Source organism: Denitratimonas organivorans, from assembly GCF_037478135.1.
Taxonomy (GTDB): Bacteria; Pseudomonadota; Gammaproteobacteria; order Xanthomonadales; family Xanthomonadaceae; genus Denitratimonas.
Genome location: NZ_JBBHDV010000003.1, coordinates 241,516 through 267,331 on the forward strand (window position 1 = coordinate 241,516; position 25,816 = coordinate 267,331).

The following is a 25,816-nucleotide window of genomic DNA, read 5'->3' on the forward strand; positions in this document are numbered from 1 at the left end:
TCAGGGCCGGGCAGGGAAACGGGCTTGCCGGCACCATCTGTTGCTGCCGGGATGTTTGACGCGGCCCATCGTTTGCGCGAAAATTGGCGGTCTTCCCGTGCCAGTGGCCGATCTTCCGGCTGTCCGGTGCCGGGATGACGCCATCCGGTGCTGTGTGGTCCTGCGGCTGGCCGGGTGGGCATATCCCAGAATAACTACAGAGGTATCGATATGTCGTATGCAGTCATCGTGACTGGTGGCAAGCAGTATCGCGTGATGGAAGGTGAGACGCTGCGGGTCGAAAAGCTGGACGCCGAAGTCGGCGCCACGGTCGATTTCGACCAGGTGCTGCTCGTGGGCACCGGCGAGGATGTGCGCGTTGGCGATCTGTCCGGCGTGAAGGTCAGTGCCACGGTCAAGGCGCACGGCCGCGCGGACAAGATCCGCATCATCAAGTTCCGCCGCCGCAAGCACCATCGCAAGCAGATGGGCCACCGTCAGCACTACACCGAAATCCAGATCACCGGCATCGCCGGCTGATCACGTAGCAGGAGACATCAGTCATGGCACATAAAAAGGCAGGCGGCAGTACCCGCAATGGTCGCGATTCCAATCCCAAGTATCTGGGCGTGAAGATCTACGGTGGCCAGGCCATCGAGGCCGGCAACATCATCGTGCGTCAGCGCGGCACCCAGTTCCATCCGGGTCCGGGCGTGGGCCTGGGCCGCGATCACACGCTGTTCGCGCTGGTCGATGGCACGGTCGAATTCTCGACCAAGGGCCCGAACAGCCGTCGCACGGTCAGTGTGGTTTCGGCCTGATCCATCGCCTGATCGCATCACAAGGCCCCGCTTCGGCGGGGTTTTGTTTTTTGCGGGACGGGAATCGTGGATTTGCTTCCCACTCACGGTAGGGGAGGCGGGTCGAAGCAGAAGGTGTGCCCGAAGAACGCTGTGATCCCTGCTTCCCCGTCCCGTGCCGTTTCCACTGCCGTCACGCTACGCTTGTCCCAATCCCGATTTCCCATTTCCGATTCCCCGCCCCCATGAAACTCGTAGACGAAGCAGACATCCTGGTAAAGGCCGGCAACGGCGGCAACGGCTGCGTCAGCTTCCGGCGCGAGAAATTCATCCCGAAGGGCGGCCCGGATGGTGGTGATGGCGGCAACGGCGGCAGCGTCTGGCTGGTGGCCGACGAGAACCTCAACACCCTGGTCGACTTCCGCCACGAGCGCCGTTTCCGTGCCGAGCGCGGCCAGGACGGCATGGGCCGCCAGATGTACGGCAAGGGCGGTCAGGATCTGGAAATCCGGGTGCCGGTCGGGACCGTGGTGACCAACCTCGCAACCGAGGAGGTCATCGTCGATCTGGTGCGTCATGGTCAGCGCTTCAAGGTCGCGCAGGGCGGCCGCGGTGGCTTGGGGAATATGCACTTCAAGAGTTCCACCAACCGCGCGCCGCGTCGTGCAACGCCCGGTACCGAGGGCGATGAGCGCGAGCTGCGGCTGGAACTCAAATTATTGGCCGATGTGGGCATGCTGGGCTTTCCCAATGCCGGCAAGAGCACCTTCATCCGCGCGGTTTCCGCCGCGACGCCGCGCGTGGCCGATTACCCGTTCACGACGCTGTATCCGAGCCTGGGCGTGGTCAGCATCGAGCGTGACCGCAGCTTCGTGGTGGCCGACATCCCGGGCCTGATCGAAGGCGCGGCCGAGGGCGCCGGGCTGGGCGTGACCTTCCTCAAACACGTGCAGCGCACCCGCATCCTGTTGCATGTGGTGGACGCGGCACCGTTCGAAATGGACTGCGACCCGGTTGAAACCATCGTTGCCGAAGTGCGCACGATCGAAGGCGAACTGGCGCGTTTTGATCCGGCGCTGCTGGAAAAGCCGCGCTGGCTGTTGCTCAACAAGATCGACCTGCTGCCCGAAGACGAGCGCGAGGAGCGGGTGGCAGCGGTGCTGGCTGCGCTGGAGTGGGAGGCGCCTGCGTTCGCGATCTCGGCGATCGCCAAGGAGGGAACACGTGCGGTGTGCCTGCGTCTGATGGAAGCATTGGACACGATCCGGGCTGAAGCCCGCGAAGTCCAGGCTGTTGCCGAAGCGGCGCCGACCCAGGTGCCGGAGGTGCAAGCGGAGCAGCCGGCACAGGACGGGCCCGAGGCATCCGGGCCGGATGAAGACGACGCGCGCTGAATCGCGTCCGGACTGTCGTCAATCCTGCGTCCGATCTGAAACGACACGCTGTGCCGATGCGCGATTTCCGCCCGAACTGGACGGGTCTGGTATCGGAACGCAGGCGGCCGGGTGCGCGCAACTATCCGGAGCGGTGTGATTTCCCGATGACCAGTGATTCCCGGATGACCACGGCTCGCCGATTTCCCGGCGGTCTAAGCCCGTTGCGGCTCGAATGTCAGTGGCTGGCCCCGGTTCGGCCCGCGGATCGCCTTTTCCTTCAGGCAAAAACAAGGCCGGCAAAAGCCGGCCCTGTCAGGGTTCCCGATGCTGCGTCGCGCCGGTCAGGCGGCGGCGATCGCGCGGATGCGCGCGGTCAGGCGGCTCTTGTGACGAGCGGCCTTGTTCTTGTGGATCAGGCCGCGGGCGGAATAGCGGTCGAGGATCGGCTCGGCGATCTTGTAGGCTTCCTGCGCGCCGGTGGCGTCATTGGCCTGGATGGCCTTGAGGACTTTCTTCACGGATGTGCGCAGCATCGAGCGCTGGCTGGCGTTGCGCGCATTGCGAACGACGGCCTGGCGAGCGCGCTTCTTCGAGGACTTGATGTTGGCCAAGGGAGTGCTCCTGGGAATTCGGGTGGCAGAATCGGGGGAAAGACCGCCAATTATGGATATTTGCTGATGTCAAGTCAATTGGCAGGTGCGCGATGACACGCGAAAGCGGCCTGTTCCGCTCCACTGCGGTGTTCGGGGCGATGACGCTGCTCTCGCGCCTGGCCGGGTTTGCGCGCGACGTGCTCCAGGCCCGGCTGTTTGGTGCCGGCAATCTGGTGGATGCGTTCACCGTGGCGTACCAGGTGCCGAACTATTTGCGCCGCATCTTCGCCGAAGGCTCGTTCGCCTCGGCTTTCGTGCCGGTGCTGTCGGAACTGCGCCAGAAAGGAGATGAGCAGGCGCTGCGTTCGTTCGTGGACCATGTCGCCGGTGCGCTGTGCGCGGTGCTGCTGCTGGTGACCGGCGTGGGAATGCTGGCGGCGGCGTGGATCGCGATGCTGATGGCGCCGGGTTTCGCGGCCGAACCGGGCAAGCTGGCGCTGACCGGGGACATGCTGCGGATCGTGTTCCCGTACCTGTTCTTCGTCTCGATGACGGCCTTTGCCGGCGGTGTGCTGAACAGCTTCCAGCGTTTTGCGTTGCCGGCGCTGACACCAGTGTTGCACAACCTGGCGGTGATCACGGCGATGCTGTGGCTGGCCTCGCATCTGGAGCGGCCGATCATGGCGCTGGCCTGGGGTGTGCTGGCCGCTGGCGTGATCCAGATGCTGGTGCTGTGGCCGGCGCTGCGGCGGGTCGGCCTGTTCCCGCGGCTGCGGCTGGATTTCCGGCATCCGGGCGTGCGGCGGGTGTTCACACTGATGCTGCCGACGCTGTTTTCCTCGTCGGTGGCGCAGTTGAACCTGATCGTGGGCACGATCTTCGCGTCGCTGCTGGTGGAAGGCAGCCGCGCCTATCTGTACTACTCGGATCGGCTGGTGGAACTGCCGCTGGGGCTGTTCGGCGTCGCGCTGGGCACAGTGATCCTGCCGCACCTGTCGCGCCGCCATGCCGATACCGACGCCGCCGGTTTCAGTGCGTCGCTCGACTGGGGCCTGCGCACCGTGCTGCTGGGTGCGGTGCCGGCGGCGCTGGGCCTGCTGGCACTGGCCGAACCGCTGACCGCGACGATCTACCAGCGCGGCGAATTCGACGCCCGAGCCAGCGCGATGACTGCGCTGAGCCTGTCGGCGATGAGTCTGGCGATCCCGGCCTTCATGCTGACCAAGGTGCTGGCGCCGGCGTTCTACGCACGCCAGGACACCAAGACCCCGATGCGCGCGGCGATCATCACCGTGGTGCTCAATATCAGCCTGATCGTGGTGATCACCACGCCACTTTGGTGGTACGAAGTGCCGGGTGCGCACGCCGGCATCGCGGCTGCGACGGCGTTGGCCGGCATCGCCAACGCGGTGCTGCTGTGGCGTTATGTGCGCCGTGCCGGCGTCTGGCAACCGGCGCCGGGCTGGGGAAGGGTGTTGCTGCGCATCGCGCTGGCCGGGGCTGCGATGGTGGTGATGCTGCTGGCGCTGCGGCATGGGCCGTGGGACTGGCGCGCATTGTCCGGCCTGGCGCGCTGGCTCTGGCTGCTGGGCACGATCGGCGTGGGTGCGCTGACCTATGGCGCGGTGCTGCTGGCGCTGGGGTGGCGGGTGCGCGAACTGCGCCATGCCGCGTAGGCGCGGTGCGGGGAGCGCTATACTGCGGCGTTCCTTTCCGTCCTCTATCCACGACGACCACCCGTGACCGGTTCCGGCTCCGCTCCCCGACTTTTCCGCGATATCGACGGCCCCGCGCTGTGCCCGCAGGGCAGCGTGGTCTGCATCGGTGCTTTCGATGGTCTGCATCTGGGCCATCAGGCGTTGATCCGGGCGGCAGCCGAGGCGGCAAAAAATCGTGGACTGCCGCTGGCGGTGCTGAGTTTCGAGCCGCTGCCGCGCGAGTTCTTCGCACGCGGGGAAAAGCCGCCGCGTCTGGTGCTGCCACGCGGCAAGGTCGAAGGGCTGGTCGGGCTGGGTGCCGATGTCATCGGCCTGCTGCGCTTCAACGCCGCGATGACGGCGATGGCGCCGGAGATGTTCATCCAGCGCGTGCTGATTCAGCGGCTGGCGGCGCGGGAAGTCTGGGTCGGGCGCGATTTCCGCTTTGGCCACAAGCGTGCCGGCGATCCGGAATTGCTGCGTGAAGTTGGCGCCAGCGCCGGATTCAGCACCCACGGCATCGAGGATGTGATGCTGGAGGGCGAGCGTGTATCCAGTTCCTGCATCCGCCAGGCGCTGGTCGACGGCGAACTGGACATGGCCGCACGCCTGCTGGGCCGGCCCTATGCGATCGCCGGGCGCGTGGTGCGCGGCGCGCAACTCGGGCGACAGCTGGGCTATCCGACCGCCAACCTGCGATTCGGTGGCAAGCGGCCCGCGCTCAGCGGCATCTATGCCACCCGCGTGCATGGTGTAGGTGACGCACCGTGGCCGAGTGTTTCCAGTCTTGGCACGCGGCCCACGGTAAACGGCCGCGAGCCGTTGCTGGAAGCCCACCTGTTTGATTTCGAAGGCGATCTTTACGGGCGTCGCATCGAAGTGGAGTTCGTCGCCAAGCTGCGCGAGGAACTGAAGTTCGATGATCTGGAAACGATGGTCGAGCAGATCCACCGTGATGCCGATGACGCGCGCCGCGTGCTGGGTGCGGCAGCGGTGGCCTCACTCCAGCAGTCTTCGTCCTGAGCGGTCCAGGGCTCGGGCGCCGGGCGCTTGCAAGCAGGGTACGAAGCCATTGCGGTGGATCAAGGCTGGGTCGCGCGCTCACTGGCAACGGCCTGCACCGCGTGACGGCACCTCACCGCTGTGCGGGAGGTGCCGTGAAATGCGGTAGCCAGGGCTGATCTGGTTACGGCTTGTGGATCCGTGTCACTGGTCATGCCCAAGTTGCGGTAGCCCGCCACCAGCATGCCGCATGTCGCGCGCGGTGCGGTCGGCGGCGGACTGGACCATCGCCCATTCCCGCACGGTCAGGCAGTTCTTGGACTTCATGCGGGTGCCGACCTTGGCTTCCAGCTTGCAGATGATGCGGTCCGCGTCGTTGTCGATCAGGATGGCGTTGATGCGTTCCTGTGCGTTCATCAGTTCCACCTCGTCACGCTTGGCGAGCTTGGAATTGTTTTCGTCACGCTTGATCAGCAGGCGGGTGACCCGGTTCAGGTCGGAATCGACCGCCGCGCGGTCGCGTTCGGCCAGGTGCGAGTAACGCCCGTCCTGCATTTCCTTGCGGATCTCTACGGCCTGGGCTTCGAACTCGGCGGCCGAATCGATCGCGAATTCCCACTTCTTCTCGGCGGCGTGGCCGGTGAGCGGGACCAGAAGAGTCAAGACCACGGCCATGATGAGTGGCAGGGTGAAGGTTTGGAGTTTCATTGACACAGGATTCCTGAATTGTAGGGGGGATGCAGGAAGTGAAGCGGCTCCTTGTGCAAGCCGTGCCACCGTCCACGATCATAGCCACGCGGCACCGCCGCTGCACGGGCACGAACTGTGAACTGCGGCACGGCCTGACGCACGGCTGGCCGTGTTGCTGTCGCTTCCGTACCTGGCGGCGTTGCATCAGGATGCACGGTGGCCGGCGGCCTGGACACCAGGAGTGACAGCCGAAGCCCGCCAACCACTACGGGAACAGGGCCGCCATGGCTATAATCTGGCGTTGCCTTCAGCCCGCGATCCGAATATTCCGGACTGCTTGTCTGGCATCCTGCATCGTGACCTGCCGGTCACTGTTTCCGACGGTCCTGTGAAGCACAGGGCGTTCGCCCATGTGCGGCGGGCAGTGCGCGCAACGCCGGTGCCGGTGGTGGTCCGCATGGCGGGCAGAGCAGGGCGGCCGCCGTGCGGGATGCGGCGGCGCTTTCCATTTTTCCACCCGCATTCTGAGCAGGCCTGCCCGTGAGTCGCGACTACAAAGCCACCATCCATCTGCCCGCCACCGATTTCCCGATGCGCGGCGACCTGCCCAAGCGCGAGCCTGCGACGCTGGAAAAGTGGCAGAAGCTCGATGTCCACGCGCGCCTGCGCAGCGAACGCGCCGGCAAGCCGCGCTTCGTGCTGCATGACGGCCCGCCCTATGCCAACGGCGCGATCCATCTGGGCCATGCGGTCAACAAGATCCTGAAGGACATCATCGTCAAGTCGCGCTCGCTGGCCGGCTTCGATGCGCCGTATGTGCCCGGCTGGGACTGCCACGGTCTGCCGATCGAACTGGCGGTGGAGAAAAAGCACGGCAAGGTCGGCGTCAAGCTGGATGCGGTGGCCTTCCGCGAAAAATGCCGCGAATACGCGAACGCGCAGATCGACCTGCAGCGCGCCGACTTCAAGCGCCTGGGCGTGATCGGCGACTGGGACAATCCGTATCGCACCCTGGATCGCAGCTTCGAGGCGGCCGAACTGCGCGCGCTGGCGAAGATCGTCGGGAACGGTCATCTGGCGCGCGGCGTGAAGCCGGTGCACTGGTGCTTTGACTGCGGCTCGGCGCTGGCCGAGGCCGAGATCGAATATGCCGACAAGACCTCGTCGGCGGTGGATGTGGCCTATGACGCGGTCGATCCGACCGCGCTGGTGGCGAAGTTCGGCGTGACCGATCTTCCCGCCGATGCCATCGTTGCGGTGCCGATCTGGACCACGACGCCGTGGACGCTGCCGGCCTCGCTGGCAGTCTCGCTCGGGCCGGAACTGGAGTACGCGCTGGTGCGCGGCGCAACGCGTGAGGGGCGTCCGCTGTGGTTGGTACTGGCCGCCGATCTGGTCGAAGCCGCCGCCACGCGTTACGGCATCGAGGCACCGCAGGTCGTGGCGCGAACCACCGGCACAGCACTGGAAAACCAGCCGCTGCAACACCCGTTCTACGACGAGCGCCAGGTGCCGATCATCGTCGGCGACCATGTTTCGGCCGAGGACGGCACCGGCGCGGTCCACACCGCGCCCGGTCATGGTCAGGAAGACTTCGTCGTCGGCCAGAAATACGGCCTGCTCGATGCCTACAGCGCGGCGCAGATCAATCCTGTCGGCGGCAACGGTGTCTATCTGCCGGGCACGCCGATCTTCGAAGGCCAGTTCATCTGGAAGGCCAACGATGCCGTCGTCGACCTGCTGCGCGACAACGGCCAGTTGCTGGCGTTCGAGAAGATCCAGCACAGCTATCCGCACTGCTGGCGGCACCGCACGCCGGTGGCGTTCCGCGCCACGCCGCAGTGGTTCATTTCGATGGACAAGGCCGGGCTGCGCAGTGATGCGATGCAGGCGATTGCCGATATCGGCAAGGCCGGTGGCTGGTTCCCGGAATGGGGCGAAGCGCGCATCCGTTCGATGGTGGAAGGCCGGCCTGACTGGTGCATCAGCCGGCAGCGGACCTGGGGTGTGCCGATCGCCCTGTTCGCGCATCGCATCACTGGCGAGCCGCACCCCGACACCGTGGCGCTGATGCAGCGCGCCGCGGATCTGGTGGAAGCCGAAGGCATCGATGCCTGGTATGCGCTGGATCCGGCCGACTGGCTGGGCGATGAAGCCGAACACTACGAAAAGGTCACCGACATCCTCGATGTCTGGTTCGATTCGGGCGTCACGCATGAAGGCGTGCTCGCCGCGCGTGGGCTGGGCAAGCCGGCCGATCTGTATCTGGAAGGTTCGGACCAGCATCGCGGCTGGTTCCAGAGTTCGCTGCTGACCGCCATCGCGATGGATCGCGCCGCCCCCTACCGGCAGGTGCTCACGCACGGTTTCACCGTCGATGAGCATGGCCGCAAGATGTCCAAATCGCTGGGCAACGGCATCGAGCCGCAGGAAATCCTCAAGACGCTGGGTGCCGACATCCTGCGCCTGTGGATCGCCAGCACCGACTACCGCAACGAGATGTCGCTGTCGCAGACGATCCTGAAGCGCAATGCCGATGCCTATCGCCGCATCCGCAACACGCTGCGCTTCCTGCTCGGCAATTTGCATGGATTCGACCCTGAAACCCAGTTGCTGCCGAACACCGAGCTGCTGTTGCTGGACCAGTGGGCGGTGCAGCGCATGGCCGATCTGCAGGCCACGATCATGGCGGCCTACGAACGCTACGACTTCCCCGCCATCGTGCAGGCGCTGAACAACTTCTGCACCGTCGATCTGGGCTCGATCTATCTGGACGTGACCAAGGACCGGCTCTACACGATGCAGGAAAATTCGCGCGGCCGGCGCAGTGCGCAGAGCGCGATGTTCCGCATCGCCGATGCGTTGACGCGCCTGATCGCGCCGATCCTGAGCTTCACCGCCGAAGAGGCCTGGCAGCATCTGCCGGGCGAGCGCGAGGAGAGCGTGCTGCTGGCCACCACGCGGCAGGACATCGGCAGGTTGCCTGCCGATGCGGCGCTGTCGGCGGCCGATTTCGACGCGTTGCTGGAACTGCGCGAAGCGGTCACCTCGGTGCTGGAACCGATGCGCGCCAGCGGTGCGATCGGTGCTTCGCTGGCCGCCGAAGTGGCGCTGTATCTGGAGCCGTCGCTGCTGCAACGCCTGCAAGCGGTGTCGGGCGAGCTGTGCTTCTTCTTCATCACTTCGCAGCTGAACCTGCTGCCGGCCGACGCGCGACCTGCCGATGCGGTGAAGGTCGAAGACATGGATGCCTGGATCGTGGCGCAGGCCACTGATGCGGCCAAGTGCGTGCGTTGCTGGCACTACAGCCCGAGTGTCGGCCAGCACGCCGACCATCCGGAACTGTGCGGGCGCTGCATCGTCAACGTCGATGGCGCTGGCGAGGACCGCCGCCATTTCTGAGCATGATACCCGCGCCACGCCGGTTACCTTGCGTGGCCCGAACGCACTGCCGTGGCTTGCGCTTTCCGGGCTGGTGATTTCGCTGGATGCCTGGACCAAGGTGCTGGCGCTGCGCCATCTGGCGCTGCACCAGTCGGTGCCGGTGATAGATGGTCTGTTGAACTGGACCCTGGTCTACAACCCCGGCGCGGCCTTCAGTTTCCTGTCCGACGCTTCCGGCTGGCAGCGCTGGTTCTTCGCCGTGCTGGCGGTCGGCATCAGTGGCCTTCTGACGTGGTGGCTGTACCGCATCCCGCGCGGCGACTGGCGCCAGGCCGCACCCTATGCGCTGGTGATCGGCGGCGCGATCGGCAACCTGATCGACCGCCTGATCCACGGCCACGTCATCGACTTCATCGACTTCTACCTGGGCGCACGCCACTGGCCGGCGTTCAACATCGCCGATTCGGCCATCGTGGTCGGTGCCATCGGCATTGCGCTGGCGGGAGTTTTGGGTGCACGGGAGTCGGGAGCCGGGAATCGGGAATCGTAAAGCCGGCTTCCGGTACAGTCCGAGGTGGCTTCGGGTTCCGATAGCCTGCTTTTCAACCACTTCCCAATCCCGAATCCCCATTCCCGAGCACCATGAACGTCCTTCTCGCCAATCCCCGTGGTTTCTGTGCCGGTGTCGACCGCGCGATCGAGATCGTCAAGCGCGCGATCGAGAACTTCGGCGCGCCGATCTATGTGCGGCACGAGGTGGTGCACAACCGTTTCGTCGTCGATGACCTGAAGCAGCGCGGCGCGGTGTTCGTCGAGGAGCTGGACGAAGTGCCGGACGACGCCACCGTGATCTTCAGCGCGCATGGCGTCTCGCAGGCGGTGCGTGCCGAAGCCCAGCGTCGCGGCCTGAAGGTGTTCGACGCCACCTGCCCGCTGGTCACCAAGGTGCACATGGAAGTCTCGCGCCACTGCCGCGCCGGCCGCGACGTGATCCTGATCGGCCATGCCGGCCATCCGGAAGTGGAAGGCACGATGGGGCAGTGGCGGCGTGAAGCCGGCACCGGAGATATCCATCTGGTGGAAAACGTGGAGGATGTCGCGCACCTGCAGCTGGCGCAGCCGGAGAATGTGGCATACACCACGCAGACCACGCTCTCGGTGGACGACACCCGCGCTGTGATCGCCGCCTTGCGCGCGCGCTTTCCGGCGATCCAGGGGCCACGCCACGACGATATCTGCTACGCCACCCAGAACCGCCAGGACGCGGTGCGCGAACTGGCACGGCAGTGCGATCTGGTGCTGGTGGTCGGTTCGGCCAACAGCTCCAACTCCAACCGCCTGCGCGAACTGGCGCAACGCGATGGCGTCGAGGCCTATCTGATCGACGATGCCGCCGACATCCACCCGGAGTGGCTCACCGGCAAGCAACGCATCGGCGTCACCGCCGGCGCCTCGGCCCCGGACGTGCTGGTGCAGGGCGTGCTGGCGCGTCTGGACAGCCTCGGCTCGCACTCGGTGCAGGAACTGGATGGCGAGGTGGAAAGCATGGTGTTCGCGCTGCCCAAGGAGCTGCGCCTGACCCTGGTCGATTGACCGGCCCCACAGGCGGCCCTACAATACGCGGCTACGCCGGAATAGCTCAGTTGGTAGAGCGGCGCATTCGTAATGCGTAGGTCGTAGGTTCGATTCCTATTTCCGGCACCATCTTCAAGCCCATGAATTTCATGGGCTTTTTTTTGGTTTTTCTCCGCTGAGAGCAGCGTCCGGAGAGCATGAAATGGGCACCGTGCCCATTTCGTGCCCATCCCGTGCCCATTTCGGGTCCCGTGATTTCATACGGTCGTTTGAAAATGACCTACGCATACACCGCAATTTCGTGCCCATCCACCACCCAGGCAGAGCGCTGATCGTGCATCTGAGCCCAGCCTGATAGAAGGCATTGGTGGCCCTTCGTCAGGGGTCGGGTGAGCTTTCGTCTGGCAGGTACTCAGCTAGGTCGTCCAGGTCGCACTCGAAGTAGGCACATAGCCTGTCCAGCGTATCGGTACGCATGACTGCCCCGCGCTTAAGCATGCGCGACAGGGTGATGCGGCCTGTGCCTGTGGCTTCGGCAACCTCTACCAAGGTGATGCGCCGACCTTCGCGGAACTCTTTGTCGGCGATGCGCTCACGCAATTTGAATCGGATCATGGCGAATGAATAGAGTATGAATCGTTGATGATACAAAACATGGTCTAACTTTCCGGATGAGGCTTGAGCGGTACAAGAGGGTTGTGAATCGTACTCGATTCGCAACCATCTGTATCGCATCCAGGAGCTTCGTTTATGAGTCAGACCTACCTCACTACAGAGCAACTTTCCGAGCGTATTCATTATGACGCACGGACCATCCGCAACCGACTGAAGGACTCGGTCCTTCTGGAGGGCATCCACTACATCCGACCCTTCGGCGGACGGAAGCTGCTCTTCATCTGGGAGACCATCCAGCAGGACATCGGCAAGGCCTCGGCCGAAGTAGCACCGGCGTCCATGGTCAGTTCGCTTCCCAAGGCTGGGTTGATTCCGATGGCCAACGGAGGTGTTGCCCATGGCTAGTGTTCGTACCCGGGCCGACAGTGGCCTGTTGATGATCGACTTCCGTTATCGGGGGGTGCGTTACCGCGAGCTGACGGCCCTCAACGACACGCCAACGCATCGCAAGCGTGTGGAAGCTTTGGCGCGACGTATCCAGAAGGACATTGATCAAGGCGTCTTCGAGTACGCGTTGTACTTCCCAAGCAGCCCGAAATTGGAGCACTCGTCCGCAAGTTCGACGCCTCACGTGTCTGCTTCGGCTAAGGGGAACGACGCGTCGTTGCAGCAGCCCAACACTCCGAGCTTTGCTGAGTTCGCTCATCTTTGGTTCGTGGAGATGTCACCTCAGTGGAGGCAGTCGCATTGCAAGGATGTACGCGCGGTGCTGGACAATGATCTGCTCCCATTCTTCGGAAAGCATCCAGTCCACATCATCACAAAAGCCGACGTGATGGCATTCCGGGCCATGCTGTCCAAGCGTCCAGGACGCAAGTCGGAAACGCTGAGCGCGGCTCGGATCAACAAGATCATGTGCTTTTTGCGCCAAGTTCTGAACGAGGCCGCCGACCGTCACGAGTTCGTGCCTGCTTTCCGTGGAATCAAGCCCCTGCGCCAAGCGCGGACCGAGGTTCAGCCCTTTAGCTTGGAAGAAGTTCAGCGCATCCTCGACACGGTACGAAGTGACTACCGGGACTACCTTACGGTGCGCTTTTTCACAGGCATGCGCTCAGGAGAGATCAACGGTCTCCAATGGAAGCACGTTGACCTCGAGCGCAACCTGATCCTTGTTCGCGAATCCTTGGTTGGAGGTGAACAGCAGGAGGCTCTCAAGAGTGAGTCTTCATGGCGTGACATCGCCATGCTCCCCATGGTGCGCACGGCCATCGAGAACCGGTTGATCGAGCGGCAGCAGGGATGTGAGTGGGTGTTCACCACTTCGGCTGGGAACCCGATCGACACAAACAACTTCAGCAACCGAGTCTGGTACCCACTGCTGCGCTACCTCGGCTTCAAAAAGCGTCGCCCGTATCAGACGCGTCATACCGCCGCGACGTTGATGTTGGCAGCCGGCGAGAGCCCGGAGTGGATCGCTCGAATGCTGGGTCACTCAACCACCGAGATGCTGTTCAAAGTCTACTCGCGCTTTGTACCAAACCTCACGCGGAACGATGGGCAGGCTTTCGCCGGCCTGGTCCATAGCCGTATCGGAACTGATCTGCCGCACAAGGCATCCGACTTGGCCTCGTCACAGGACAGCCAGTCAAGTGAACTCACGTCAGACGCCTCTCCGTCTGCAGAGGACGACGCCCGAGCAACGGACAATCAGAGCCTGCTCCACAAAATCTCTCCCGATCAGCTTGCGGCCTTGCTCGCCCTTGCGCGCCAGATCGCCTGACGGAAAAGGAGCTCGCTATGTCGATGACATCAATTGAATGCTTGGTCCAGCCACGACCTGGGTTTGTCCAGCCACTGGATGCTTCCGAAGCCGGGTCTGATCGAGTCTGTCGCATCGTCCATAGAGGTGGAGTGCACCAAGTGCTGAGCTGGATTGATCTGCCCGGTAAGAGCCCCCTTGCCCGGGTGGGTGATGTCAGCTTGTTGCTCAATGGCACTTACTCAGGTGAAGATCTTTTGCTGGGCTTCAATCCGCGCTCTTGCCACAAGCTTCAGGACCTCTTGCCTGACACTCTATGTCCGGTGCCGGGTGTAGTGGAGGAAGTCTCAGGTCTGATCGATGGTCTGTCAGCTACCTCGCTTCGTAATTTTGCTGCCTCAGCTTTGCTTGCTCCAGAAGTGCATCTGAAGTTCTGGACCTGTCCAGCATCCAACGGCTACCACCATGCATACCCAGGTGGTCTGGCCGAACATAGTCTGGAGGTAGCCGACAGTATTGCCAGCGCCACGAGACTCCCGCAGTTTTGGCGAGAGCTCGGTGTTGTGTATGGCCTCTTGCACGACTACGGCAAGCCTTGGTGCTTAGATCAAGCACTTCGGAACCCAACTGACTTCAGGAAGCACGGAGAACGGGGCCTGTACTACCTGCAGCCCGCCTTGGCTGCCCTCAGAAGCGAAGATCCACTACTCGGCGCTTTGATGGAGGAGGTTCTGGGTGGGAGGCGGTGCCCGCGTGACAATCCATACCCCTTGGCCATCCGTGCAATCGTCAAGGGCTTTGATCAGATGAGTTGCGAGTTGACGCGGGAGTTGGTGGTGACGGAGCGGGCGCCTCATCTCGATGACATGCTGATACAGTTCTAGGCAGTGGATCAAGTGCCTAGTTTTTGCCTTGGCCACAGGCAGCCTGAGGCGGCTGGCGATATACTTGTCGATTACGGCCTGACTGGTCAAAAACTGACCAGCTCTGTGCTCATCACATCAACCAACACGAAGAATTAAGTCTTGTCTGCAACACATAGGCATAAAAAATGCAGGATAGGTGTGATCGACATCTTTGCGGGCCCGGGCGGCCTTGGCGAAGGGTTCAGCAGTTTCGAGACTTCCATTGGCTCCGGCCGCCATCCATTCGAGCTTGCCGTTTCCGCTGAGATGGAGCCTTCAGCACACTCGACGCTCCGTCTGCGTGCCTTCTATCGCCTGTTGACGCGTGAGGAAGGGCGGGTTCCGCCAGAGTATCTCGCCTATCTGGAGCTGGTCGCGAGAGGAAAAAATGGATCTCCAGCATCCCACTTTAGCAGCGGTAAGTGGAAAGCTTTTTGGGAGGAGGCTGAGCGTGAGGCATTGAACCTCACTCTGGGCGAAGAGCAGCACAACCGGATCCTGAATGACAGGATTGCCGCGGAGCGAAGCAAGTACGACGAGCTGATCCTGATCGGTGGACCGCCCTGTCAAGCGTACTCATTGGTGGGGCGGGCGCGGCAGAAGAACGTCAAAGGGTTCAGGACGAAAGGCGATACTCGGCATTTCCTGTACAAACAGTACCTCGGAATCTTGGCTAAATTCGCGCCTGCCGTATTCATTATGGAGAACGTCAAGGGTATCCTTACCTCGAAGGTTGGGAATCGCGAGATGTTTGGCGCCATCATGCGCGATCTCGAAGATCCATCCGCAGCACTCGCCTCATCGCCCCACCAAGGCACAAGTCGACAGCGCTATGTATTGCTCCCCATCCATGTGAATGAAGGGGAGAGAACCTCCCAACTCGTCGCCAAGGATCCGGCCGGCTTCATCATCCGCTGCGAGAATCACGGAGTACCGCAGGCGCGCCACAGGGTCATCATCATGGGCGTACGCGAGGACGTGATGCATCCGGGAATCGGCACTATCCCTGGACTTGCCGTCGTCCAAGGCAAAAGGATCTCCATCGCGACTGCGCTCGCAGGCCTGCCGAAGCTCCGAAGCGGGCTCAGCCGTCAGGCGGACGACCCCGAAAAGTGGCGGAAAGCGATGGAATCCGAGCGGGACCGGGTCGAGAAGCTCATCCGCAATAGTCACCCGGATGTTTCCAAGCGTTTAAAAAACCTAAGTCCAGATCACAAGCTGCCTCGACGTGCCATCAGATACACCAGTGAGACAAGTGTGCTTGCTGAGAGCTTGAAATCACCGGCACAGTCGGTCGTTCTGAACCATGAAACCCGTGGCCATATGAAATCGGATCTTGGGCGGTACATGTTTTGCGCGGCCTTTGCGGAGAGCTTCGAGCGCTCCCCGAAAAGCAGCGAGTTTCCGAGTCGTCTGGCACCCGACCACGTCAACTGGGAGACGGGAGCCTTTGCAGACCGTTTCCGCGTGCAGGTGCGCGGCAAGCCATCCAATACGGTTACCAGCCACCTCTCCAAGGATGGCCACGCATTCATTCATTGGGATCCGTCGCAATGCCGCAGCCTAACCGTCCGTGAAGCTGCGAGATTGCAGACCTTCCCGGACGACTACCTGTTCCTTGGCAACAGGACGCAGCAGTATGTGCAGGTTGGCAACGCCGTTCCGCCTGTGATAGCCCGGCAGATTGCGGGTGTCGTGTGGAATATCCTGTCAAGTGATCCCGTAGGGGGCGGATCGCATGGTGAATCAAGAACGTGAGTTGATACTGCGTCCAAGCGCAGGAACGCTGTTGGAGTCGATGCGCGATATCGGCTATTCATTCGACAGCGCCCTTGCGGATATCCTAGACAACAGCATCTCGGCAAGCGCCAGAAGAATCGAGATCCTCAACGGCTTGGATGCCGAGAATCAGCCGTACATGGCAATCGTTGACGACGGCCATGGGATGGGGGCAGACGAGCTGACTGCCGCGATGCGGCATGGAAGCAAGAGTCCACTAGCTTCTAGGGAAGAGGGGGATCTGGGGCGCTTCGGTCTTGGCCTGAAGACTGCGTCGTTCTCCCAGTGCAGAAGGCTCACGGTTGTCAGTCGCAAGGATGGTGAAGCACACGGGCGCCGGTGGGATCTTGACCGTGTTGTGGAAGCTGACGAATGGCTGCTTCAGAGGCTGGATCCCCGTGAAATAGAAGAGCTTCCCGGTATCGAATCGCTCCCGCCGACAGGAACGCTCGTGCTCTGGCAAGCGCTTGATCGACTCGATTCCGAGGATCCTTCCCCGACCAGATTGTCAGTGGCGTTGAATGAACTCTTCGCGGAAGCACGCCGACATCTGGCCCTCATCTTCCATCGATACATCAGGCCCGAGCCATTTGACATCGATCTGGAGCCGATCGAGATCTCGATCAATGGTTACCCTATCGAGGCTGCCGACCCATTCGCGCTCCATATGTCCCCGACTTCGGACAGCCATGAAGTCGCTCGTCTCAAGGCTGGTGATTCGCAGATCACAGCACAGGCATTCACGTTGCCACACCACTCTAGGCTGACACCCTCCCAGCTAGAGAAAATGGCGCTCGGCTCGACCTTGGCGGAGACCCAAGGCCTCTACATTTACCGGGCGAAGAGGCTGATCAGCGGCGGCACCTGGCTTGGCCTTGGCAAACGGTCGGAGATGTCGAAGCTGTTGCGCGTTCGTGTGGATGTTCCGACATCGTTGGACTCCTTCTGGGGCGTGGACGTCCGAAAATCGAGGATTCGCCCGCCGTTAGCAGTGAGATCAAGGCTCCGGCCGCTGGTGGAGCGGATGACGCAAAGTGCCAAGCGTCCGTACACATACCGCGGGCGCAAGCAAGTTCAGGATGCGACCCTTCCTATGTGGGACCGAATTGAGGAGCGTGGACATATCCGTTATGTGATCAATCGGACACATCCCCTAATCGAAGGAGTCCGGGCAGCTGATGAGGATTTCTCGAAAGTCGAATCGATCCTAGCGGTGATCGAGGCAAGCCTTCCCCTCGAGGCGATGTTCTCGGACGTCGGTTCGCATCCTCAGAATGTTCGTCAGAGCAATCTTGACGAGATGGAACTGGAGCGGCTGCTTCTGGACTACATGGATGTCTTGGCTCCGAACAGTGATCGTCTTCCGGGGATCATCTACAACCAGATCAAGGGTGCTGTGCCGTTCAAGGATGACAGCCGGGTGCGGGAAATCGTAGAGAAGTATCGAGATATTGAAGATCAGTGAGGATCGCATGACCCAAGACGTACTCCTTGCGTTTGCGCGGACAGGCATGTCCACAAGTGACATCAAATCCCGTGAAGAGGTTCGAGAGCTGGTCGAGCGCTACGCGGGCCCGCCCCTACTTCCCGAAAAGGCATCACAAGCTCAGATCAACGCAGTAGTAGAGCAGCTCGAGCACGAGTTCATGGTTAGGCTCGGGCCCGCCCATGCCATCGTAGGTGTCGGTCACAAACCATGGCTTGACGGTCGACGCCACGAAATTAACTTCAAGTACTGGCGCCGCTACAACGACCTTCTGCGAGTCCACTCCGGCTTTCCAAAGCGTGTGGTGGATCGGATTGATGAGATTTCAGACAGAACCCTCGACTTGGCCGGAAATCCAGTTGAGGAGGGTGCATGGAGTCGCCGTGGGCTTGTTGTAGGACACGTCCAAAGCGGAAAGACCGCCAACTACATTGGACTGATCAACAAGGCGGCCGACGCAGGCTACAAGCTCATCATCCTTATCGCCGGGATGTACAGCAATTTGCGTTCTCAGACACAGGAGCGAATCGACGAGGGATTTGTCGGGCGTGACTCGGATCAGCTGCTTGGCCGCAATACCAACGCCACTTGGCTCGGGGTTGGAAACATCAACCAGTCCTTCAGTGCGGTTGCCTATACGAGCCGCGCATATGACTTTACCAAGCCTCGTGCAGATGGACTTGGCATTTCGATCAATAGTCTCTCAGATCCCGCAATTTTTGTCATCAAAAAGAACAAGTCCATTCTCACCAATCTCATTGACTGGTTGCGAAGCACAAGTTCCTCTGGTGATTTGCTTACCATGCCGATATTGGTGATTGACGACGAGGCGGACAATGCGTCGATCAACACATCCAAGGACCCCAGTCTTCCCAATACGATTAACTCACTTATCCGGCAGCTTCTTGCAAGCTCGACAAGGAATACATATATCGGGTTCACTGCGACCCCATTCGCCAACATCTTCGTTGATCCGGAGAATGATGACGAGCTGCACAAGGAGGATCTGTTTCCGAGGGACTTCATCATAGGTCTTGACGCCCCTTCAAATTATGTGGGCGCCATGGATTATTTCCTTGACGACAAGGAGTCAGCTCAAAACTTGTCTGTCATTCTAGAGGATGCCGAGGAGTGGCTACCGGTAAAGCACAAGATCGATGTGCAGATCCACTCGCTCCCAGAGAGCTTAGAGGATGCAATCAATTGCTTTCTGGTATCCAAGGCGATAAGGATCCTACGTGGACAGGGAGGCAAGCATCACTCCATGCTGGTGAACGTGTCGCGCTTCACCGGGGTGCAGGGTCGCGTGGCTTCCTTGATCAGCCAGCGTATGGATACTGTCGCGGCGGCCATTGAAAACAGGCATCGGCTTTCAGAGAGCGTCGCCCTTCGTGATCCGATCATGAAGTCGCTGCATGAGTCTTGGTTGGAGCATTACGAACTGTCAACTGACGAGTCTTGGGGGAGCATTCAGAAGGCCTTGCATCAGGCTGCGGCCAGTGTGCATGTGGTTGAGGTTAATGCCAGATCGGGTCCAGGCACGTTGGACTATCGGAGATATGCGGATATAGGCCTGAACGTAATAGCTGTGGGCGGAAACTCGCTATCCCGAGGATTCACGCTCGAAGGGCTGACGGTCAGCTACTTCCTGAGAAACACTCAGATGTATGACACGCTTCTTCAGATGGGGCGTTGGTTCGGCTATCGCGATGGTTACAAGGACCTTTGTAGGCTATTTATCAAGTTCGATGCGTTCGATTGGTATGCCTACATAGCTTCGGCCAGCGAGGAGCTTCGCGACGAGATCGCCAAGATGGAGCGTTACGGACTCCGGCCGATCGACTTTGGCCTTGCTGTGCGTTCTCATCCGGGGTCACTCATCGTGACGGCGCGCAACAAGATGCGCACTGCCAAGGAGATCGTGCGCAAGGTAGGCTTGGCGGCTAGGCTTGTCGAATCGTCCCTTGTTGTCGCGCGTGGTGAAGCGGTGGGAGGTAACTGGAAGCGTGCCGGGGCCTTCATCCGGCGTCTCGCCGAATTAGGTCTTCCGCGCCTGCCTCTTCGGGAGGATCCTAGTCCAAAGGCGTCCACAGTATTCCAAGACGTGCCTCAGGATCAGGTGCTGGAGTTCATCGGTGGCTTCGTGCTGCCGCCGGGGAATCCGGAGATGGCCGCAACTCCCCTCATCGACTATGCGAAGAAGCGGGGGTTCGAGCTGTGGGACGTCTTGGTGGCGTCGAATTCTCGTGCCGATGAGGCGAGTACGATCGATATCGCGGGCATCAAGGTCGGCCTCCAGGGGCGCGCCGCGAATGTGCGAGGTGCGGGAGCGCACACTGCTCTTTCGGTCTCGAAGAACAAGCGCCGTGTTGCGTCACGTGGTCAGGAAGCGGCTGGGTTGACGCCCAGTCAGCGGAAGGCCGTCGAGGAGGCTTGGCGTTCGGAAAAGGGAGACGCGAGTATTCCTGACCGGATGTATCGTGAGGTGCGCCAGCGCCCCTTGCTGATGATCCACCTTCTGGATATGCAGGTGGATCATCAGCAAGGGAATGCGCCGAAGTCGGAGCGGCACGCCGCCTACGGAATCAGCTTCCCGGGGCTGCAGGAAGGACAGGTGGAGCAGAAGGTGGTCTACACCGCGAATGTGATTGCATTCCGTGAGATGTACGGCGACCCGGATGCGGAGGGGGACGATGATGACGACGAAAGCCAAGAGTGACCCCTGGACCACCCTCTCGCCCCAAGGAGGCGAATGGGTAGGTCGGCGCGCCGTGGTGGGACATCCGCTCGCCACCTTCTGGATGATCCATCCAGATGGCTCACCGGCATTGCTTGTGAAGCAGGTGCCATTGGACAGCTTGCCTGCTGAACTTCCGAAGCTCAGGGGGCTTGGAATCGCTGTTCGTGAGGAGCCGGATCAGACTGCCGCTGTTTCCCTTCACTTGCGGGTGCCTGAGGATCGAGACGTATTCCTAAGGCTGTGTGAGGACGTGTTGGCCTACTCCGGCGAATCGGAAGACCGGGGCACATCGGCGCTGAGGCTGTTCAGTCGTTTGCGTCGTTGGCAGTCACTCTTCGGCTTGGCCAAAGGGAATGAGCTGTCCGATGAGGAGATGCGCGGCCTTGTCGGCGAGCTGGCCCTGCTTCATGGTCCACTCGCCGGAAGGCTTGGGCTCGAGTCTGCGCTTGCGGCTTGGGTTGCGCCAATGCGACACGCCCAAGACTTCGTGCTCGATGGCTGCGCCATCGAAGTCAAGAGCCGCGTGGCTGGCGCTAGGAATCAAGTGCGAATCTCATCACTTGATCAACTCGAGGTCCAGAGTGGTGGTCTTGGGCTCGTTGTGGTCGAATTACTTCCAGCCAGTGAAGCGGATGGTGGGAAGTCGCTTAACGATTTCGTGATCGGGCTGCTTGATGATGCCGAGGCATGCGGAAGCCAAGTCTTCGAGGATGCCCGGCGAAAGCTTGCTGAATGGGGTTACGTTGCGTCGCGTCTCTATGACCGCCATAAATTCGCCATCCATTCGATCTCTGCGTTTGTCGTAACCGATGGCTTTCCTCGGTTCACGCGCTCTGAGGCTGATCCTAGGATCATCGACGGGAGCTACGTCCTTGGATTGCAATCGCTCGGATCATTCGCTGTCGACTTGTCAGAGATGGTTGAAAACCGCTAGGGGGCGGGACTATGGAAGAAGAGATTCAGCGTTATCGTGCCGATCTTTTGGTCGAAATCCAAGCAGGTGCCGTCACGGCTTCGGACTATGAGCGTACCCGTTTCATTGAGCGCGCCTGCGAAATCCTTCAGACAGGTGAAGAGTTCACTGACTACGGTCTTTGTAGGGCACATGCATGGTGGAAGCGGTCCGAGGTCAGGCTGGATGGCTACAGTCTTTCCGAAGCTGATGGCGTACTTAGTCTGATCGTTGCAAGCTACTCCGGTGCCGAAGAGCCCGAACCGCTTAGGACTGACGAACTGAGAAGCCTCATCGATCAAGTTCACAATTTTCTGCAAGGGAGTGTTTACGGCGATGTGGCATCCCTTTGGGATGAGAGCCATGAGGCGCATTCCCTCTCCCGTGAGATTTTCAGCTTCTCGAACGATCTACTCACTAAGGCCAAGATCTACGTTGTCTCCGATCGACCGATCGGAACAAAGCTGGGGCGGATCCAAGCTCCCAAGCTTGGCGCCAACGATATCGAAGTTCAGATCTGGGACATCGCACGACTCTCCCGTGCCGACATGTCTAATTCTGGGCGGGAAGCGATCACGATAAACTTCTCTGAGGAGTATGGGGCCGGGATCCCCGCGTTGCCGGCTTTGTCGGAGGGTGCTGAGTACCAGTCGTTTCTTTGCGTAATGCCTGGCAACGTCCTCGCCAGTCTCTATGACCGATTTGGCGGCCGAATCCTTGAACAGAACGTTCGAGCCTTCTTAGGTGAGGGGCGAAAGGTCAACAAGGGTATTCGTCAGACTTTACGGGAGAACCCATCGATGTTCTTCGCTTACAACAACGGATTGACGGCGACCGTTTCTGGCTTGGAACTGGAGACAAACAATTCGGGGCTAACCATGATCACTTCGGCCACTGATTTTCAGGTTGTCAATGGAGGCCAAACCACTGCCTCCCTTTACTGGGCAAGAAAGGCTGGGTACCCACTCGATCAAGTGTCTGTGCAGATGAAGCTGTCTCAGCTTCCTGAAGAGGGCTTTGAAGAGGCCGTGCATGATATCGCGCGCTTTGCCAATGCGCAGAATGCTGTATCAGCCTCCGATTTGTTCGCAGGACATCCATACTTCAAGCGAATCGAGACAATTTCCCGCCAAGTATTGGCTCCCCCAGCTAAGGCGGGCGATGTCGAAAGCTACTGGTTCTTTGAGCGGACCCAAGGTAGCTACAACGTAGAGCTGAAGCGAAAGAGGGGACTTGCAGCCAAGGCTTGGGAACTTATTCATCCACGCAAGCAGAGGGTCACGAAAACGGACATCGCACGTTATGAGGTGACGTGGAGTTCGGTACCTCACAGCGTATGCGCAGGTGCACAGAAGAATACAGCTGCATTCGCAAAAATGATTGGTGACCAGTGGTCCAAGGCCCCGGAGGCTTTCGACAATGAATACTATAAGTCTGTTGTTGGTAAGGCCATTCTTACGCGTGCCTTGGATGGCGCGGTACCAAGCCAAGACTGGTATCCAGGTTCCATGCTTCGACAGGTTGTCACCTATACGATCGCCCTCATTGCTGACCGACTCAGTGGGGTTAGTCGTGCAATGGACTTCGAAGCTGCATGGAGAGTACAAACAGCCCCAAGCTACTTTATGGAGGAGGCTCTTCGCGTTGCCCAAGAGGTTGTGCCCTATCTTCAGGACATCCCGGCGGAGCAGGTTCGCAATCGACTCGTTACAGAATGGGCCAAGAGAGAAGCTTGCTGGGTCCGGATACAAGAGTCCGATATCGTGCTCAGCGATGAGTTCGTGGCCCGTGCCAAGAAGCAAGCCGCGAGAGAGGTTAAGGCAGTCTCATGGCCACAGAAAGCATATGGCTTATGGGCTGATGGAACATGGAAGCGTTTGATTGCTTGGGAGATGGAGCAGGGCGTACTTTCGCCCGGAGAGAAGGAGCTTGTGGAGCGTGCTGCAATTGCACATAGCTTTGGTTTTAAGGGTTTTCGCCTGCAGAAGCTGAAGGAGGCTTGGGAAAGTGCAGTAAATGGCGGATTCGTTTGACAAACCGGCGTGATTCGCAACAGCGTCACTCAACGCTGATCGCATTGGGTGCCGCCAGCGTGCTGCCAGCCCTCGCAAAGTGCGCCCCGCGAGGACTAACAGCACCCACTGTGCGCCGTCTGCTCTACACGAACCCAGTCAGCGCACCCAAAATCTACGGTCTTCCGACCACAAACGGGTTCACTGTGAACCCGTTTGGGCGGCGCGATACCATCTGGCGCCATCTAAGGTGCCATCAGAGCCTCGACCAACAACAGCACCACTGTGGAACCGCTTGGTTGTCACTGGGTGCTGGAAGCCCTGCCAAATGCCGGCCGAAGCCAAGTTGCTGGATGCGTTCTGCAGGTGTCGGCGCACTAAATGAGTCAGTCGGATCCTTCCAAGCGTGGCCGCCTAACCAAGCCAGGGGTTCACCGACGAAGGGTCGCAAGGCAAGATCTGTAGTTTTCCACTCTCTCACAACCGTCCGTGATTTCGGGGTAGAACCCGCCGGTACGTCGCTCGTTGTAGATTGCCAGCCATTCCTCAGCACCTGGCTACCGGCAACTCAGCCACACAAGTCGTGTACCTAGAAGACAGGTGCTCTTGCCGCATCGCCCATGTCGGAACCGTCTTCCGCGCACTTGCAGCGAAGCCAGCTGTACCCCTCCCGTAGCGGCGATTGATCATGTCCACCGTCGCCATCAGCCGGTCATCGCCTGCCGTAGGCTGTGAGAAGAGATCGCCTTGCAGGCTATCGGGACGCGCCAAGTCCATCAGCCAGACACCCGCCTTGCGGTACGCATACCCTGGGCGAAGGAAGCGCCCCCGCAGGATCTCCCGAAGTGAGGTAAGGATCAGTCGCGTGTCCGAGGTCGGGAGGTACAGGTTCACTGTGCGTTGAGCGTGATGTTGGCGTTGCTCAGCCCGGAATACATCAGTACTGGCGAATACCCCCATGGCAGCCGCAACCAACCCCCTCGATCGGAGCTTTTCCGACGCTCGGGTGGCAAACGTGGCCAAGGCCTGTGCGATCGACTCAGGGCAATCCACTTGGGTGCCAAACGTCCTGCTCACCATGATCTGTTGGCGATCGGCCTCAACCTCTTCAAAGCTGATGCACTGCTTCCCCTGCAATTCGCGCACGGTTCGCACCAACGTCACTCCCAAACACGACTGGATGGTGTCCAGTGGCGCATCACGCAGATCCATCGCGGTCTGGATGCCCATTTGGTGCAACTTGGCGGCAGTCTTCGGCCCCACGCCCCAAACATCGCCTACCGGAAACGTGGACAGTGCTTGCTCGTATCGGACGGGGTCCGACACATCGAACACACCTGTACCCGACTTGGCGACTTTGTTCGCCAGTTTGGCCAGCGTCTTCGTAGGTCCAACCCCAATGCAATTGGGGATCCCCGTCCATCGATGGATCCGGTTGCGGAGATCACGCACAAAAACATCACGCTCCTGGATGCCGGCAAGGTCGAGGAAAGACTCGTCCACCGAGTACACCTCTACACGCGGCGCTGCTTCACGAAGGATCGCCACGACCCTTGAACTCATGTCACCGTACAGCGTGAAGTTGGCAGACCGGATGCTTAGCTGCTTGCGTACGGCCTGTGGAATCTGATGGAGCGGCTGTCCCATTCGGACACCGAGCGCCTTGGCTTCATTGGTGCGGGCAATACAGCAGCCGTCATTGTTGCTCAACACAACAAGTGGCCGCCCACGAAGCTCCGGCTGGAATACCCGTTCGCAGCTCGCGTAGAAGTTGTTGCCATCCACCAGTGCGTACACGCGACTACCTCGGCTGCTTCCGGTGCGGATGAAGCATGCGGACCACACCGGTGACGGCAAACATCTCTACCTCCGTCTCCGCCGGCAGAACGATCTTCGCGTAGTCAGGATTACGCGAATGAAGCTCCATACGGCCACCAACCACCTTCAGAAGCTTGCATGTGGGTTGGTTGCCCTCCCATGTCGCCAGAACCAGCTGACCGCTTCGTACTTCCACCGAACGATCCACAATCAGGATGTCACCATCACAGATCCCCGCCAGCATCATGGAATCGCCCTCGGCCCGATAGAAAAAGGTTGCCGGCGCGTTGCTGATCAGCAATTCGTTGAGATCAATGCCGTCGTCTTGGAAGTCTTCCGTCGGTGACGGAAAGCCCAAGGCGGCCCTGATCCCACTGATGGGTAGACGTACTTGTCGGGGGTCAATGCGCGCTTTGCCTAGAAGCAGGGCGACCGCACCGGGGTGAGTGTGGGCATCAATGGTCATGACGCAGATGCTCCGGCAGTCCCGTCTCAGAAGCTGAGACGCGCAAAGGAAAGTGATGAGAAGTGCGAGGCCGGATCTACCTTGCACCAGCCTAGGCACACGCCCGCAAGGCGTACGGCCGGGGCATGAGGGTGTTGTGCTGACCCCGCCTCGGCACACTACCAGCGTTCTCTTGCCCCCGCTAAGAG

At 60.6% G+C, this 25,816-nt stretch carries 21 protein-coding genes and 1 tRNA gene; 17 read left to right on the forward strand and 5 right to left on the reverse strand.

Going from position 1 to position 25,816, the window contains the following annotated elements; genetic code table 11:
- Positions 1-210: 210 nt before the first annotated feature.
- The 3 genes from rplU to obgE all read left to right on the forward strand — a co-directional run bounded on the left by rplU (position 211) and on the right by obgE (position 2,173).
- The gene (gene rplU / locus WDB66_RS05035; RefSeq protein WP_339397435.1) at positions 211-519 is read left to right on the forward strand and encodes a 50S ribosomal protein L21; all 309 of its coding nucleotides are present in this window, start codon (positions 211-213) and stop codon (positions 517-519) included.
- Positions 520-542: 23 nt separating this feature from the next.
- Complete coding sequence (gene rpmA, locus WDB66_RS05040) at positions 543-800, forward strand: 50S ribosomal protein L27 (protein ID WP_339397436.1); 258 nt, start codon at positions 543-545, stop codon at positions 798-800.
- Positions 801-1,024: 224 nt separating this feature from the next.
- A complete protein-coding gene (obgE, locus tag WDB66_RS05045) occupies positions 1,025-2,173 on the forward strand; it encodes a GTPase ObgE (protein WP_339397437.1) in 1,149 nt (382 codons plus the stop codon).
- A gap of 323 nt (positions 2,174-2,496) precedes the next feature.
- Here the strand turns inward: obgE and rpsT are convergent, their stop codons facing one another.
- On the reverse strand, positions 2,497-2,766 hold the full coding sequence (gene rpsT, locus WDB66_RS05050) for a 30S ribosomal protein S20 (protein WP_339397438.1): 270 nt from the start codon (positions 2,764-2,766) through the stop codon (positions 2,497-2,499).
- Between the two features lie 92 nt (positions 2,767-2,858).
- On the opposite strand from rpsT, the gene murJ reads away from it, so the two are divergent.
- Both murJ and WDB66_RS05060 read left to right on the forward strand, forming a co-directional pair.
- Positions 2,859-4,424 (forward strand): murein biosynthesis integral membrane protein MurJ, encoded by a 1,566-nt coding sequence (gene murJ / locus WDB66_RS05055; protein WP_339397440.1) that lies wholly within the window; start codon positions 2,859-2,861, stop codon positions 4,422-4,424.
- Positions 4,425-4,487: 63 nt separating this feature from the next.
- A complete protein-coding gene (locus tag WDB66_RS05060) occupies positions 4,488-5,468 on the forward strand; it encodes a bifunctional riboflavin kinase/FAD synthetase (protein WP_339397441.1) in 981 nt (326 codons plus the stop codon).
- Between the two features lie 183 nt (positions 5,469-5,651).
- Here WDB66_RS05060 and WDB66_RS05065 read toward each other — a convergent pair whose 3' ends face one another.
- Entirely contained in the window at positions 5,652-6,155 is a 504-nt protein-coding gene (locus WDB66_RS05065; protein ID WP_339397442.1) for a hypothetical protein, read from the reverse strand.
- Positions 6,156-6,677: 522 nt separating this feature from the next.
- Here WDB66_RS05065 and ileS point away from each other — a divergent pair.
- The 4 genes from ileS (at position 6,678) to WDB66_RS05085 (ending at position 11,225) form a co-directional block, all read left to right on the forward strand.
- Positions 6,678-9,539 (forward strand): isoleucine--tRNA ligase, encoded by a 2,862-nt coding sequence (ileS, locus tag WDB66_RS05070; RefSeq protein ID WP_339397443.1) that lies wholly within the window; start codon positions 6,678-6,680, stop codon positions 9,537-9,539.
- Entirely contained in the window at positions 9,508-10,071 is a 564-nt protein-coding gene (gene lspA / locus WDB66_RS05075) for a signal peptidase II (protein WP_339397444.1), read from the forward strand. The genes ileS and lspA overlap by 32 nt, the downstream gene beginning before the upstream one ends.
- Positions 10,072-10,163: 92 nt before the next feature.
- A complete protein-coding gene (gene ispH, locus WDB66_RS05080) occupies positions 10,164-11,114 on the forward strand; it encodes a 4-hydroxy-3-methylbut-2-enyl diphosphate reductase (RefSeq protein WP_339397445.1) in 951 nt (316 codons plus the stop codon).
- A gap of 35 nt (positions 11,115-11,149) precedes the next feature.
- Positions 11,150-11,225: transfer RNA gene (locus WDB66_RS05085), tRNA-Thr, on the forward strand.
- Positions 11,226-11,474: 249 nt separating this feature from the next.
- On the opposite strand, the gene WDB66_RS05090 is transcribed toward WDB66_RS05085, so the two are convergent.
- A complete protein-coding gene (locus WDB66_RS05090) occupies positions 11,475-11,711 on the reverse strand; it encodes a helix-turn-helix domain-containing protein (protein ID WP_339397446.1) in 237 nt (78 codons plus the stop codon).
- Between the two features lie 135 nt (positions 11,712-11,846).
- On the opposite strand from WDB66_RS05090, the gene WDB66_RS05095 reads away from it, so the two are divergent.
- The 8 genes from WDB66_RS05095 to WDB66_RS05130 all read left to right on the forward strand — a co-directional run bounded on the left by WDB66_RS05095 (position 11,847) and on the right by WDB66_RS05130 (position 23,365).
- Entirely contained in the window at positions 11,847-12,116 is a 270-nt protein-coding gene (locus tag WDB66_RS05095) for a hypothetical protein (RefSeq protein ID WP_339397447.1), read from the forward strand.
- Positions 12,109-13,491, forward strand: coding sequence for an Arm DNA-binding domain-containing protein (locus WDB66_RS05100; protein ID WP_339397448.1), 1,383 nt, complete (start codon positions 12,109-12,111; stop codon positions 13,489-13,491). Before WDB66_RS05095 ends, WDB66_RS05100 begins: the two co-directional genes overlap by 8 nt.
- A gap of 140 nt (positions 13,492-13,631) precedes the next feature.
- Complete coding sequence (locus WDB66_RS05105; RefSeq protein ID WP_339397450.1) at positions 13,632-14,354, forward strand: HD domain-containing protein; 723 nt, start codon at positions 13,632-13,634, stop codon at positions 14,352-14,354.
- A 180-nt stretch (positions 14,355-14,534) separates the two neighbouring features.
- The gene (locus tag WDB66_RS05110) at positions 14,535-16,133 is read left to right on the forward strand and encodes a DNA cytosine methyltransferase (protein ID WP_339397451.1); all 1,599 of its coding nucleotides are present in this window, start codon (positions 14,535-14,537) and stop codon (positions 16,131-16,133) included.
- Positions 16,117-17,619, forward strand: a complete 1,503-nt coding sequence (locus WDB66_RS05115; protein ID WP_339397452.1) for an ATP-binding protein — start codon at positions 16,117-16,119, stop codon at positions 17,617-17,619. The genes WDB66_RS05110 and WDB66_RS05115 overlap by 17 nt, the downstream gene beginning before the upstream one ends.
- Before the next feature lie 7 nt (positions 17,620-17,626).
- Positions 17,627-20,359: a Z1 domain-containing protein gene (locus WDB66_RS05120; protein ID WP_339397453.1), complete on the forward strand. Its 2,733-nt coding sequence runs from the start codon at positions 17,627-17,629 to the stop codon at positions 20,357-20,359.
- Complete coding sequence (locus tag WDB66_RS05125; RefSeq protein WP_339397454.1) at positions 20,337-21,314, forward strand: PD-(D/E)XK motif protein; 978 nt, start codon at positions 20,337-20,339, stop codon at positions 21,312-21,314. The genes WDB66_RS05120 and WDB66_RS05125 overlap by 23 nt, the downstream gene beginning before the upstream one ends.
- Positions 21,315-21,325: 11 nt before the next feature.
- A complete protein-coding gene (locus WDB66_RS05130) occupies positions 21,326-23,365 on the forward strand; it encodes an AIPR family protein (RefSeq protein WP_339397455.1) in 2,040 nt (679 codons plus the stop codon).
- 525 nt (positions 23,366-23,890) lie between these two features.
- Here the strand turns inward: WDB66_RS05130 and WDB66_RS05135 are convergent.
- Both WDB66_RS05135 and WDB66_RS05140 read right to left on the reverse strand, forming a co-directional pair.
- On the reverse strand, positions 23,891-25,141 hold the full coding sequence (locus WDB66_RS05135; protein WP_339397456.1) for a Y-family DNA polymerase: 1,251 nt from the start codon (positions 25,139-25,141) through the stop codon (positions 23,891-23,893).
- 4 nt (positions 25,142-25,145) lie between these two features.
- Positions 25,146-25,628 (reverse strand): LexA family protein, encoded by a 483-nt coding sequence (locus WDB66_RS05140; RefSeq protein WP_339397457.1) that lies wholly within the window; start codon positions 25,626-25,628, stop codon positions 25,146-25,148.
- Positions 25,629-25,816: the final 188 nt, after the last annotated feature.

Coding starts and splice junctions, on each gene's coding strand:
- rplU (WP_339397435.1), top strand. CDS start 211: ATGTCGTATGCAGTCATCGTGACTGGTGGCAAGCAGTATCGCGTGATG.
- rpmA (WP_339397436.1), top strand. CDS start 543: ATGGCACATAAAAAGGCAGGCGGCAGTACCCGCAATGGTCGCGATTCC.
- obgE (WP_339397437.1), top strand. CDS start 1,025: ATGAAACTCGTAGACGAAGCAGACATCCTGGTAAAGGCCGGCAACGGC.
- murJ (WP_339397440.1), top strand. CDS start 2,859: ATGACACGCGAAAGCGGCCTGTTCCGCTCCACTGCGGTGTTCGGGGCG.
- WDB66_RS05065 (WP_339397442.1), bottom strand. CDS start 6,155: ATGAAACTCCAAACCTTCACCCTGCCACTCATCATGGCCGTGGTCTTG.
- lspA (WP_339397444.1), top strand. CDS start 9,508: ATGGCGCTGGCGAGGACCGCCGCCATTTCTGAGCATGATACCCGCGCC.
- ispH (WP_339397445.1), top strand. CDS start 10,164: ATGAACGTCCTTCTCGCCAATCCCCGTGGTTTCTGTGCCGGTGTCGAC.
- WDB66_RS05090 (WP_339397446.1), bottom strand. CDS start 11,711: ATGATCCGATTCAAATTGCGTGAGCGCATCGCCGACAAAGAGTTCCGC.
- WDB66_RS05095 (WP_339397447.1), top strand. CDS start 11,847: ATGAGTCAGACCTACCTCACTACAGAGCAACTTTCCGAGCGTATTCAT.
- WDB66_RS05100 (WP_339397448.1), top strand. CDS start 12,109: ATGGCTAGTGTTCGTACCCGGGCCGACAGTGGCCTGTTGATGATCGAC.
- WDB66_RS05120 (WP_339397453.1), top strand. CDS start 17,627: ATGACCCAAGACGTACTCCTTGCGTTTGCGCGGACAGGCATGTCCACA.
- WDB66_RS05125 (WP_339397454.1), top strand. CDS start 20,337: ATGACGACGAAAGCCAAGAGTGACCCCTGGACCACCCTCTCGCCCCAA.
- WDB66_RS05130 (WP_339397455.1), top strand. CDS start 21,326: ATGGAAGAAGAGATTCAGCGTTATCGTGCCGATCTTTTGGTCGAAATC.
- WDB66_RS05140 (WP_339397457.1), bottom strand. CDS start 25,628: ATGACCATTGATGCCCACACTCACCCCGGTGCGGTCGCCCTGCTTCTA.